The following is a 12643-nucleotide window of genomic DNA, read 5'->3' as shown; positions in this document are numbered from 1 at the left end:
GTCATCCCCATATGGAGTGTCTGTAAAAGAAAGTGAAAGCAAAAAAAAAAGAATCACACGATCTAAAGCTTTGATTTTCCCATTGAGCTTCGTAACTAGGGCACCAGGATGACGACACAACGTGAAACATTTATCTACATGTAGACAAAGAAAAAGAAGCTGCTCACAAGTTCTCAGAACTCATGAACAGCCTCTCCACTAATTGATTTATCTAGCATAATGGAACAGAAATGGGACAATGCTTATTGTAAGCCTCAAATCTGCTGATACATAAGGGATTACTCCCCATTGTCTCTGCATTGAGCAATAATTGTTCAATCAGCAATAGAATCCTCCGCTAAGCGCGGTCGACCATCTTCGAATTGCTTCGAAAATGATTCTATTACATCATGCCGCCCATTCCACCCATTCCGCCCATGCCGCCCATATCAGGCATGCCGGCTTTTTCTTTCTCAGGCTTGTCAGCGATAACCGCTTCAGTTGTCAAGAACATAGCAGCAACGGAAGCTGCGTTTTGCAACGCGGAACGTGTTACTTTTGCTGGGTCAACGATACCTTGAACGATCATGTCAACCCACTCGCCAGTAGCAGCGTTGTAGCCTACGCCAACTTTTTCATTCTTCAAGCGCTCAACGATAACGGAGCCTTCTTGACCAGCGTTGTCAGCGATTGTACGAACTGGGGACTCAAGAGCTTTCAGGACGATGTTCACGCCTGTTTGCTCATCGTCGGATGCTGTTACAGCTGCAACTGCATTGTATACGTTCAGAAGCGCAGTACCGCCACCTGCAACGATACCTTCTTCAACTGCTGCACGAGTCGCGTTCAAAGCATCCTCAATGCGCAATTTGCGCTCTTTCAATTCCGTTTCAGTAGCCGCACCAACTTTGATAACTGCTACGCCGCCTGCCAATTTAGCAAGACGCTCTTGCAGCTTCTCTTTGTCGAATTCGGAAGTTGTTTCTTCCAATTGCGTACGGATTTGGTTCACACGCGCATCGATGTCCGCTTTGTTGCCAGCTCCATCTACGACGATTGTGTTTTCTTTTGTTACGCGAACTTGGCGAGCAGTACCCAATTGATCGATCGTAGTCGATTTCAATTCGAGACCAAGCTCTTCTGTAATGACTTGGCCGCCAGTCAATGCGCCGATATCTTGCAGCATTGCTTTACGACGGTCACCGAAGCCTGGAGCTTTAACAGCTACGCAAGTGAATGTACCGCGCAATTTGTTCAGAACCAATGTAGGAAGTGCTTCGCCGTCTACATCTTCAGCGATGATAACGAGCTGCTTGCCTTGTTGAACGACTTTCTCCAATACTGGCAAGATTTCTTGGATTGTCGAGATTTTCTTATCTGTGATCAAGATGTACGGATTGTCCAGAACAGCTTCCATCTTGTCAGTGTCTGTGATCATGTATGGAGAGATGTATCCGCGGTCGAATTGCATACCTTCAACCACTTCAAGCTCTGTGTTGAATCCTTTGGATTCTTCGACAGTGATTACGCCATCTTTGCCAACTTTCTCCATCGCTTCAGCAATCAACGTACCTACTTCATCGTCAGCTGCAGAGATCGCTGCAACTTGAGCAATGTTTTGCTTGCCTTCGATCGGCTTCGCAATGTTGTGCAATTCTTCAACTGCTGCACGAACAGCCTTCTCGATACCTTTGCGAACTACCATTGGGTTCGCGCCAGCTGTAACGTTCTTCAAGCCTTCGCGAATCATCGCTTGAGCCAAAACTGTAGCTGTAGTTGTACCGTCACCAGCAACGTCGTTTGTTTTCGTAGCTACTTCTTTAACGAGTTGTGCACCCATGTTTTCGAATGCATCTTCCAACTCGATTTCTTTCGCGATTGTTACACCGTCATTCGTAATAAGCGGAGAACCGAATTTCTTCTCCAATACAACGTTGCGACCTTTTGGTCCAAGTGTCACTTTAACCGCATTTGCCAAAGCATCTACACCACGAAGCATCGCACGACGTGCTTCTTCAGAGAACAAAATATCCTTAGCCATTAGTGAAACCCTCCTCAATTCGTATCAATATGTTCATTCATTCATCTTCATGTATGTGATTCAGCGGTTCCCACTCTGGAACGTGATCATGTGATTGCAAAATGAGCGCATACGCTCTCCGGCTCTATTCGCCGATTACTGCGTGGATGTCGCTTTCTTTCATAATCAAGTATTCTTTGCCTTCGAATTTGATTTCAGTTCCAGCGTATTTGGAGAACAGCACGCGGTCGCCTTCTTTTACTTCCAAAGCCACACGTTGGCCGTCTTTCCACACTCCGTTACCTACTGCCACAACTTTACCTTCTTGCGGCTTTTCTTTGGCAGTGTCCGGCAATACGATTCCGAAAGCTGTAGTTTCCTCCTTCGCAATTGCCTCGATCAATACGCGTTCACCTAAAGGTCTGATCATGAAAAATAGCCTCCTTTTAAACAAGAGTTATAAAGTGAAGAATCCGATGCCCGATAGTACGGACAAAGGCTCCACAACAAAATTAGTAATGTGTTAGCACTCGATAGTGGTTAGTGCTAATAACAATTCTTATGATACTGATTTTAAGATTCGATTGCAAGGGGGTATACGCTTAAAAATTTTTAACTTTTTATAACCACTATGTCTCCTAAGCTTATGAAGACAGGCTGTTTTCAACAAAAAATGCAGGTAAGAAAAAGTGCAAATCAAATCACACTCTCTCTACCTGCATTTATAACTTAGGCGATTGTCGCATCTGCAGATTCATCGAACTCTTTCTCCCAAGCAAGCTGTTCTGCTATCTGTTTGCGATATACAATCGAGGACAAGAACACACTTAACTCATAAAGGATGAGCAGCGGTATCGACACCAAGATGTCTGAAATGACATCCGGCGGCGACAGCATCGTACCTAACACAATTAAGATAAAATACGCTAAACGGCGCATTTTCCGCAGCCGAAGCGGATTTAACAGCCGTATTCGTGTCAGGAACATAATCACAACTGGCAGCTCAAACAGCAGCGATATCGGGAGCAATATATTGAACATGAACGAGAAATATTGCGTAATCCCATACGTTGCTTGCAGATCCATGTGCTCATTAATACTAGAAGTAAACTCGAAAGCCATCGGAAAGACAACAAAATACGCAAATGACAGCCCTAACAAAAATAATACGAACACAAAGGGCACATAACGAAGAGCCGCTCGCCGCTCTATCACTCTCAAGCCGGGACTGACAAAAGCCCACAGTTGATACAGCGTAATCGGCAGTGTAATCGCCAAAGCAAAAATAAAGGCGAACTTCATATAAATATTGATGCCATCCCAGAGCGAAAATCCATGCAGCGGCATATTTTTGGCCGGCTCGACACTGCGCAGGTAGGTATAGATCGGATCAGCTAGTATAAGTCCGCCTACAAGTCCGATAACAAGCGCCACCAGAATGAGAACAATCCGTTTGCGCAGTTCGACAATGTGCTCGACCATTGTCATTTGGTCTTCCTTTTCTATCGACATTGCTACACCAGCCTGTTCATCACATTGTTGCAATCTTCGCTAGGCCGCAGCCAAAAGGCCTGTCACCAGCGAAGCATTATTCCGGCAAACGCCGTTGTGATTCGGTTTGAGTCGCCGACGCCGTAGGAGAAGGCTGTCCAGACTTCTCTACATCTACATACTGCACTTCCTTGCGAGCAGGCTTGGATTCTTCGTCATCGCCCATAATATCGCGTGCACCTGCTTTGAACTCCCGTAATGTGCGGCCAAATGCGCGCCCAAGCTCAGGAAGTTTATTCGGTCCGAACAATAACAAGGCAATAATCAACAGCAACAGAACACCAGAAACCCCGATTCCGTTAAACACCTTGTAATTCCACCTTTCATTGCCTCTATAAAATGAAATGCTATGATATACATCATAACATACTAGATATGTAGAAAATACCAATGAACTGTAACAAATTTATGAAAATCATTCCAAATTCGGCACACTACTCGAATTCGTCCGCACTGCTCAAATTCCCGCTAACCGCGTACAAAGCATGCGGCAACTGGTCGATAATCGCCAGTAAATGATCGTGTACACCCTTTGGACTTGCAGGCAAGTTGATAATGAGTGATTTGCCTCTTATTCCACAGACTGCACGAGACAGCATTGCCTTGCGAGTTCGCTGCATAGCTGCGTAACGCATTGCTTCTGCCAATCCAGGAACTTCCTTATCAATCACCTTCATCGTCGCTTCAGGCGTCACATCACGCGGAGCTAATCCATTTCCTCCGGTGGTAATAATTAAGTCCGCTTGGAAATAGTCAGCCATCTCAATTAATGATGCTGAAATATCATTGACCTCATCCGGCACAATCCGGTATTCTACAACCTCACCATGCAATTCTTCCTCGACTAGCTCACGGATAACCTGTGCGCTCGTATCCTCCCGTTCGCCACGTGAACCTTTATCACTTGCTGTTAATATCGCCACTTTCCAAAGCATGTCCATTCCTCCTTCCGCCATTCGCCAATTCATCATAATAATCTCTTGTTCCATGCTAAAGCTCGTTTATATTTTCTCAGCTGTGTCTGTCTAGTCCAATATAAAAAGTCGCAGTCTAATCAAAAATACCATGAGTCTGCTACTGCAATCCAAGTTCGAGCTCTTCCTGCGAAATCCTTCCTCGCTCGCAAAAAATTATGCCTTCTTCGGAAATAAGCAGATCCACCCCAATGTCATGGGGCTCCATCGGAACATCATCAGTAATCTGCCAAGAATAGACACAGCTTATCCGCACGACCGAGAGATCCCCTTCGAGATCTTGATTGTTCGTGAAGCTCTCCATATAAGACTGCCAGAAGCGATCATAATATCCAGCCCCTAATCCGAGTCTGCCGCCTGCAGCATCAAACGCAATACCAGGTACAATAATCACGTCTAGACTTGTCCATTCTTCACTCGGCAGCAAGTCCGTATGTGCCTCAGGTTCACGGATTCCGAAGCAGCCATCCGTAAACGTCGTCTGGTCATCCCATCGATGCAGTGTCATTGTTCGTGTAGCAGGGATCGTTCGCGGCAAGTAAATCTGATCTCCAGCTTCTAAACATGCAGCAAGCAAGGGTTTAATGTCCAACTCTCTTCCAAATGGCCAATAGCCAAAGATCCGAAGAGGGCGCTTCAAATGTTCCCGCAGCTGCGCAAAATAGGCAGAAGCATGGTTGCATACTTCTGCACTGGATACATCGTACTCCTTCTCCATTACCGCCTTTCGACGCTGTTTGAATCGTTCTCGTAGTATGCCTTTATCTGCCGCTTGCTCCAACTGTACCCCTCCTCGTCTGCGTGACACTCTTCCATGCGACGTATATCATCAATGTATGTTCATTTTCTCTTATTTTCACTCATTTTCACCATTTTCAACCTTAGTTTACCATCCTTACTTCATTTCCGCTAGCTATGCGCATGCATTCTCCATTTTCGATACCAACTGCTTTCGTTATTATCATCACCATAGATGGAAAGACTTCGCACTTTTCCGCATTTTCATGTAAACTTAAGGGGATATGTTCAATTCTGATTGCTCTTGTAGCACGGATTGGACAACCTCTTAAGACATGGTAGTTTGCCCAAAACGGAGGAGATACCGATGCTGCTTCAAGCGAACGGCATATGCAAAAGTTACGGGATTACCCCCGTGTTATCCAACATTACTTTTCAAATTTTAGAACGTGAGCGGATTGGCTTAGTTGGGGTCAACGGCGCCGGCAAGTCTACGCTCCTGCAAATGATTGCGGGAGAGCTCACACCTGATGATGGCATCATATACAAGTCGAAGGAAACTCGAATCGGCTATCTTGCCCAACATACCGGTCTCCATTCAGAACGGACGATTTGGGAAGAGATGATGTCCGTATTCTCTCACCTCATTGAGGCTGAGCAGGAGCTTCGAGAATTAGAGCGTCTTATTGCTGACCCTGCAACTGCGGAGAATGAATCTCGATATGAAGAGATCTTGCGTCGATATGCGGAGCAACAAGATTGGTTCCGCCAGCATGGCGGCTACGAGATGGAGACGCGTGTGCGAAGCATCTTGCACGGCATGGGATTCGGCCAGATGGATCCGAACACGATTCATATTCACACGTTGAGCGGTGGACAGAAGACGAGATTGGCACTTGCCCGAATTTTGTTGCAACAGCCTGATTTGCTCCTGCTTGACGAACCTACGAACCATCTAGACATCCATACCCTTACATGGCTCGAAGGTTACTTACGCTCCTACCCTGGCGCTGTCCTTGTTGTATCGCATGACCGATACTTCCTAGATGCGATGGTGACGACGATCATCGAGATCGAACGCCATCAGGCCAAGCGGTATACAGGCAATTATTCGAAATATATCGAGTTGAAGGCAGCCGAATATGAGCAGCAAATGAAACTCTATGAGAAGCAGCAGGTTGAAATTGCAAAGCTTGAAGACTTTGTACAGCGCAATATCGTGCGTGCCTCAACAACCAAGCGTGCACAAAGCCGTCGTAAAACACTCGAGAAAATGGAACGAATTGATAGGCCATTAGGGGATCTGAAGCGTGCAAGCTTCAGCTTCGAGATTACTCGTCAAAGCGGGAAAGATGTGCTGAAAGTAGAAGAAGCATCTGCATCCTATGACCATAAGCCTCCATTATTCCGCCACGTAAGCTTCGAATTGAAGCGTGGAGAAATGGTCGCACTCATTGGCCCGAACGGAATCGGCAAGTCCACCTTGTTGAAAGCATTGACTGGCAAGCACGATCTATTAGCTGGACAGATCCAATGGGGCACGAATGTTACGATTGGTTACTATGATCAGGAACAGACGAATTTGAACCCGAATGTAACCGTCATAGAGGAAGTATGGTCTGCCTATCCGCATATGGAGGAAGTTCGTATTCGAACTGTACTCGGAAGCTTCTTATTCAGCGGAGACGATGTACAGAAGAAGATCGCTTCCCTCAGTGGTGGGGAAAAAGCTAGAGTAGCACTAGCCAAGCTGATGCTCCTACAAGCAAATGTGCTCATACTCGATGAGCCGACCAACCATTTGGATCTATTCAGCAAGGAAGTGCTCGAATCCGCTCTGATTGACTATGAAGGCACACTACTCTTTATTTCACATGACCGTTACTTCCTGAACAAGATGGCTGAGCGCATCGTGGAAATGAGTGCAGAAGGAACGTGTCATTTCCTAGGAAATTATGACGACTATGTAGAGAAGAAGCAGCAGCTGGAAGAAGATAAGGATCTGCTTTCCACAAATCCATCTCAGCCGAGCAAACCTGCTTCATTCCAGAGCAGTACGGCGGAAGGCAAATCAGAAGCAACACCTAGCGGATTATCAACGTATGAAGCAGATAAGCAGTCGAAGCGAGAAGAACGCGCACGACAACGTAAGCTGGAGCAAATCGAGAAGCAAATTGCCGAGTTGGAAGCAGAGATTGCTGCTCGTGAACTAGAACTTACCGAACCCGAAGTGTTCAATGATTATGTACGCGTCCAGTCGATTCAAGAACAATTAGATGCGTCCAAGGCCGCACTTGATGAAGTATATGCCGAGTGGGAGCTGCTTATGGAGGCATAAGAAAGTTTATCCTCAATACGTGTTGAAAAGGGATCTCCATTGGGATCCCTTTTTTTGTATACACTTCAGGCACCATACAACTTATCCATATGAACTATGTGATAGAAACTACCTTTCCGTTCGTCAATTCCACTAACTGCTCAGGCGTTAATTGAAAGACAGCTTTGGGATGGCCTGCTGCGGCCCATATCACTTCATATTTCATCAGTTCTTCGTCGATCAACGTCTCAATCGATTCCTTATGGGCAAACGGCGGAACTCCTCCGATCACATAGCCTGTATGTTCTCGGACAAAATCAGCATCTGCCTTGCCAATCTTTTCGTTCAATAGATAACTGATCGCTCTCTCATTTACGCGATTCGTCCCACTTGCCACAATCAGCAAAGGGAGGTCTGCAGCCTATCTGCGAAATATAATTGACTTTGCGATTTGCGATATTTTACACCCGATTGTGTTTGCGGCTTCTTGCGCGGTTCTCGTGCTATCCGGCAGCTCAACAACCTGATTGGGCAGACCCCTAGCTGCAAGCTTGTCCTGCACGATCTGCGCACTGTTCTTAAGCTCATCCATTCCAACACCTCCATCACAGCTCGGTGAATCAATTTTACTCTGAATGGTTACTTACAAGATGGATGGTCAGTGCTGTATAACATCAGCACCGACCCATCATTTATCGCGAGTACGATAAGCCATCCCGCAGCATCCATGCCCTACATTTCATTCCACCAATTGGAATTTTCATGAAGAAATGCAGACCTTAAGGCCACATTCACGTAAATCACAGGTTATTCACAAGAATCATCTTTATGAAACAGCAATCAAGTTTTCATTTCTACTCATTTTTTATTGGTAGAACAGTGTTTTGATTTTGTAAACCAAGATTATCCACTGTTTTATCCACATTATCCACAATTCCAGTGTATTCCATTGCAGATGTTATTCTTTTTTTCACCAAAACTAGATCCTTAGTCCTGCATGGCCGAAAGCGTTCTATCCACGTTTTCAACGGAATATGTGGATAACTTTGTCCACACACCGTTAGGATACCTCCACAGTCCCCACCTCGGCAATAGGGTCTGACTCAGCCACTTGGCCTCGAACGGCTTGATTGCATGCTGCAACATAGGCTTGTGCAGCCGCCATTACAATATCTTGGTGCATCGCGCTGCCTTGGTAGCGGCATTCATTGCACGACACGGTCACTATGGCCTCGCCCGCAGCATTCTCCCCGGAAGACAAGGAATGTAGCTCTAAGTCTTCAAATTGAATCGGCTCAGAGAAGGACTGCGTAATAGCCCGTATCACGGCTTCAATCGGCCCGCTGCCCACACCGGCATAAGTATGCTCCATTCCGGTATCCTGCTCCTTAACTACCACGGAGGCAACACGACTGCGGGAGCTTCCCGCTATTACTTGAACATCAAGCAATTCAACAGCCTCCAGCTGTTCATTCAACGTCTCCCCGATGCAATGAAGCAGTTGTTCATCCGTCACAACCTTCTGCTGATCTGCCATCTGCTTGAAGTTCGCATATACCTCTTCCAACTGATTCGTATCCAATGAGACTCCATATTGGGCAGCTCTATGCTTGAGTGCATGGCGTCCCGAATGCTTGCCCAGAATAATCATATGATGGGGAATGCCCAGCTCAACAGGATCCATGATCTCATAAGTGCTGCGGTTTTTGAGCAATCCATCCTGATGAATACCAGACTCATGCTGGAAAGCGTTGCGGCCCACAATCGGCTTGTTGAATGCAATCGGGAAATGCATCATGCGGCTAACCATGCGAGACGTTTCGTATAAGTGCTCTGGCTTGATCAGCGTACCCGCCCGCAACACATCATTCCGCGTATTCAGTGCCATCACGAGCTCTTCTAATGCACAATTGCCTGTGCGTTCCCCAACCCCATTTACTGTTACTTCAATCTGAGTAGCTCCTGCCTGAATCGCAGCGATGCTGTTCGCAACAGCAAGACCCAGATCATTGTGGCAATGGGCACTAAATTGAGCTTGTTCTGCCCCCCGCGCGCCTTGTCTCACCTTGCGGAATAATGCCCCGTACTCCTCAGGAAGAGCATAGCCAACTGTATCCGGCAAGTTAATAATTGTGGCTCCTTCTTGAATAGCAGTCTCTACAAGTTCAATTACATAATCAGCGTCTGCACGTGTCGAATCCATAGCCGTGAACTCGATCTGATCTACAAATTGCTTGGCATAGGACACCATTTCCCGTGCCATTTGCTTCACTTCTGCCCGAGTCTTGCGCAGCTGATATTGCAAATGAATATCCGAAGCGGAAATAAAGAGATGGATACGCCTCTTCGCTGCATCCTCAGTTGCGCGAACCGCAGCATCGATATCCTCTTTTACCGCACGTGCAAATCCACAGATTTCGACCTCAGGGAACATTCTTGAAATGCGCTGTACTGCCTCAAATTCCCCTGGGCTGGATACCGGAAATCCCGGCTCCATGACATCTACACCCAATGCAGCGAGTCTTCCCGCCAGTTCCAGCTTCTGATCCAACGTGAGAGCAGCACCTGGCGCTTGCTCTCCATCCCGCAGCGTAGTATCGAAAATTCGAATCATATTGCTATTGTTCGTTGACATAGAAAGTCCTCCTTCATATGGAAAGGCTATAGGTAATCAGCATAGAAACTCGTTATTCATCTTCAAACGGAAATTATTGTTCTGTCGTCCAGTCATATTCCAAAAGTGAAAATGGATACAAAAAAACCTGTCGTCTCCATGTATCAGGAGACGACAGGTTGTATGCCGCGGTACCACTCCGATTGAAGGCCATATAAGATGCAGGCAGCAGCCAGCTCCTATTCGAGACCTTCCTCTCATGCCTGATAACGGCAGGTACCGTAACCGCTTATCGAATATAATCGGAATATAGTCATATCCAATCATGCTCGTTCAGCTGTTCCACTCCCAGGCGAGTTCAGACTTTACCGTCACTGCGTCGCATCACCCCGCAGCTTGCTGTGAGACAGTTCAACTCTTACTACTCCTGTTCATTGTGTATGAATACTATGTTATTGTCTTGTCGTTCGATTAAGTTGGGTAACAATAAAAAAACCTGTCGCCTCGTTAGAGACGACAGGTGATCTGCCGTGGTACCACTCTAGTTGATGAACTCCATCTTCGCGATAGATGAAGCCTCATCCGCTTCATGCACATGTCGATACACGCAGGCCACAGCCTAAAATAATATATCGTCATGTACGCCCGATGACGGGGGCTTCCGTATCTGCGTACTTCATTCCGCCGATCCGCTCACAGGCGAGTTCAGGCTTGCTGCCACTGCGTTGCACCATCCCGCAGCTCTCTTCATTTGAACAGCAATTTCCCTACTACTCCTGATCTTAGCGTTATACCGTATTTCCCATTCCATGGAAGGATTTAGGTTTGATGATTATTATATTGCCCTCATCTGAAATCGTCAATACCTAATTATCGACGCTTGAAAGAAGCTGCATTCTGCAATGGATTACACGAACCACGCTTCTAAGGAGAACGATGGCTCTGCCTTGAAGTCAAGCGGCGTAGACTGACCATGCTTCCACTTCAAATAAGCAGCTGCTCCGATCATTGCCGCATTGTCCGTACAATATTCGAATGGCGGGATGAGTAGTGGAATCCCCTCAGCAGCACAGCGTTCTGCCAATGCGGCCCGTAGGCCCCGGTTGGCGGCAACCCCTCCGCACAGCAGAAGCTGCTTCGCGCCGTATTGTTGAACAGCCCGCATCGCTTTGCCAATCAGCACGTCGATGACAGAGAGCTGGAATCCACGGGCAATTCCTGCGTAATTCGGCTCGTCCCCCTTCATCTTTGCCTGGTTGACCGCATTCAGCACGGCAGATTTCAATCCACTGAAGCTGAAGTCGTACGATTCGGGATCAAGCCAAGCTCGGGGCATCTCGACCTCCTCGGTTGATTCAACTGCCAGCCGGTCGATATGCGGACCTCCCGGATATGGGAAGCCGACTGCCCGTGCTACCTTGTCATAAGCCTCGCCTACTGCGTCGTCTCTTGTACGCCCGATTACCTGAAATTTTCCTTCTTCCTCCAAGAGCACAAGTTCTGTATGACCACCAGACACTACGAGCGCCATGCATGGGTACTCAATCTCTTCCACTAGTCGATTCGCATAAATATGACCAGCAATATGATGAGTTCCAATGAGCGGAATATCAAGTGCCATAGACAGTGATTTGGCTGCAACAACGCCAACAAGCAGCGATCCGACTAGACCCGGCCCTTGTGTTACCGCAATTGCATCTACATCTGCCATCGTAACGTCTGCTTCCTGAAGCGCCTGCTCCAGCATCACCGTAATCGTCTCGACATGCTTGCGAGAGGCAATCTCCGGAACAACTCCGCCGAAGCGGCGATGAACGTCGATTTGACTGGACACCATATTGGACAGCACCTCTCGTCCATCGCGGACGATAGCTACTGAGGTCTCATCGCAGCTTGTTTCAATAGACATAATGAGGCAAGAATTATCTTTAATAGATTGGTTCGTCAATGATTTCACCTGCTTTAATCAGTTAGCGCCTTAGGGTCTTGCATAGGGAGCCGTAGGATCCAAGTCTGACCACATAATAAGCGCGTCTTCTTGGTTATCGGAGTAATAGCCTTTGCGCACGCCTTGCGGAGTGAAGCCGAACTTGGCATACAATCGCTGTGCGACATGATTCGAGACACGCACCTCAAGTGTCATTCGCAGCATTTCAAGTGAGTGCGCCAGCTGAACTAGCTCTTGCAGCAGCATTTCTCCGAGCCGCTGCCCTCGATATTCTGGATGTACAGCAATATTCGTAATATGCGCCTCATCCAGGACGGTCCACATTCCTGCATAACCGATAATACGCTCACCCGCTGTCATCACGATATATTTTGCAAATAAATTGTTCGTCATCTCATTACGGAAAGCATCTTGTGTCCATGGCAACGTAAATGAAGCATGCTCAACCGCGAGCACACCCGAGATATCATCAATCGTCATACGGCGAAATTGAACATGTTGA

At 47.0% G+C, this 12643-nt stretch carries 12 protein-coding genes and 2 other annotated features; of the genes, 1 reads left to right on the top strand and 11 read right to left on the bottom strand.

Annotated features, from left to right (window positions below; all coding sequences use genetic code 11):
- Nucleotides 1-382: 382 nt before the first annotated feature.
- The 6 genes from groL to BBG47_RS08380 form a co-directional block, all read right to left on the bottom strand.
- Complete coding sequence (gene groL, locus BBG47_RS08405) at nucleotides 383-2020, bottom strand: chaperonin GroEL (RefSeq protein ID WP_021254325.1); 1638 nt, start codon at nucleotides 2018-2020, stop codon at nucleotides 383-385.
- Nucleotides 2021-2144: 124 nt separating this feature from the next.
- On the bottom strand, nucleotides 2145-2429 hold the full coding sequence (gene groES, locus BBG47_RS08400) for a co-chaperone GroES (RefSeq protein WP_021254326.1): 285 nt from the start codon (nucleotides 2427-2429) through the stop codon (nucleotides 2145-2147).
- Nucleotides 2430-2728: 299 nt separating this feature from the next.
- Entirely contained in the window at nucleotides 2729-3511 is a 783-nt protein-coding gene (gene tatC / locus BBG47_RS08395) for a twin-arginine translocase subunit TatC (protein ID WP_065291365.1), read from the bottom strand.
- 76 nt (nucleotides 3512-3587) lie between these two features.
- Nucleotides 3588-3857 (bottom strand): twin-arginine translocase TatA/TatE family subunit, encoded by a 270-nt coding sequence (locus tag BBG47_RS08390; protein ID WP_065291364.1) that lies wholly within the window; start codon nucleotides 3855-3857, stop codon nucleotides 3588-3590.
- Nucleotides 3858-3984: 127 nt separating this feature from the next.
- On the bottom strand, nucleotides 3985-4485 hold the full coding sequence (locus BBG47_RS08385; protein WP_028531653.1) for a MogA/MoaB family molybdenum cofactor biosynthesis protein: 501 nt from the start codon (nucleotides 4483-4485) through the stop codon (nucleotides 3985-3987).
- A 139-nt stretch (nucleotides 4486-4624) separates the two neighbouring features.
- Entirely contained in the window at nucleotides 4625-5305 is a 681-nt protein-coding gene (locus BBG47_RS08380) for a 5-formyltetrahydrofolate cyclo-ligase (protein ID WP_083189164.1), read from the bottom strand.
- Nucleotides 5306-5629: 324 nt separating this feature from the next.
- Here BBG47_RS08380 and BBG47_RS08375 point away from each other — a divergent pair, with 324 nt between their 5' ends.
- Nucleotides 5630-7600, top strand: coding sequence for an ABC-F family ATP-binding cassette domain-containing protein (locus tag BBG47_RS08375; protein WP_065291363.1), 1971 nt, complete (start codon nucleotides 5630-5632; stop codon nucleotides 7598-7600).
- 94 nt (nucleotides 7601-7694) lie between these two features.
- Here the strand turns inward: BBG47_RS08375 and BBG47_RS30655 are convergent, their stop codons facing one another.
- From BBG47_RS30655 to rimI, 5 genes are all read right to left on the bottom strand, one after another.
- Nucleotides 7695-7976 carry a YbaK/EbsC family protein gene (locus tag BBG47_RS30655; protein WP_254659787.1) on the bottom strand — a complete coding sequence of 94 codons (282 nt, stop codon included), beginning with the start codon at nucleotides 7974-7976 and terminating at the stop codon, nucleotides 7695-7697.
- A gap of 24 nt (nucleotides 7977-8000) precedes the next feature.
- Nucleotides 8001-8171 carry a YbaK/EbsC family protein gene (locus BBG47_RS30650; RefSeq protein WP_254659786.1) on the bottom strand — a complete coding sequence of 57 codons (171 nt, stop codon included), beginning with the start codon at nucleotides 8169-8171 and terminating at the stop codon, nucleotides 8001-8003.
- A 468-nt stretch (nucleotides 8172-8639) separates the two neighbouring features.
- Nucleotides 8640-10214, bottom strand: a complete 1575-nt coding sequence (locus BBG47_RS08360) for a 2-isopropylmalate synthase (protein ID WP_065291361.1) — start codon at nucleotides 10212-10214, stop codon at nucleotides 8640-8642.
- A 143-nt stretch (nucleotides 10215-10357) separates the two neighbouring features.
- Nucleotides 10358-10637, bottom strand: a binding site (T-box leader).
- 62 nt (nucleotides 10638-10699) lie between these two features.
- Nucleotides 10700-10986 (bottom strand) — a binding site (T-box leader).
- Between the two features lie 114 nt (nucleotides 10987-11100).
- Nucleotides 11101-12102 carry a tRNA (adenosine(37)-N6)-threonylcarbamoyltransferase complex transferase subunit TsaD gene (tsaD, locus tag BBG47_RS08355; RefSeq protein WP_065291394.1) on the bottom strand — a complete coding sequence of 334 codons (1002 nt, stop codon included), beginning with the start codon at nucleotides 12100-12102 and terminating at the stop codon, nucleotides 11101-11103.
- A 69-nt stretch (nucleotides 12103-12171) separates the two neighbouring features.
- A complete protein-coding gene (rimI, locus tag BBG47_RS08350; protein ID WP_065291393.1) occupies nucleotides 12172-12621 on the bottom strand; it encodes a ribosomal protein S18-alanine N-acetyltransferase in 450 nt (149 codons plus the stop codon).
- Nucleotides 12622-12643: the final 22 nt, after the last annotated feature.

Origin of the sequence: Paenibacillus sp. KS1, from assembly GCF_001680695.1 — a bacterium.
Taxonomy (GTDB): Bacteria; Bacillota; Bacilli; order Paenibacillales; family Paenibacillaceae; genus Paenibacillus_B; species Paenibacillus_B suaedae.
Note: the sequence above shows the minus strand (reverse complement) of the source record. Positions and strands in the feature narration are given on the sequence as shown.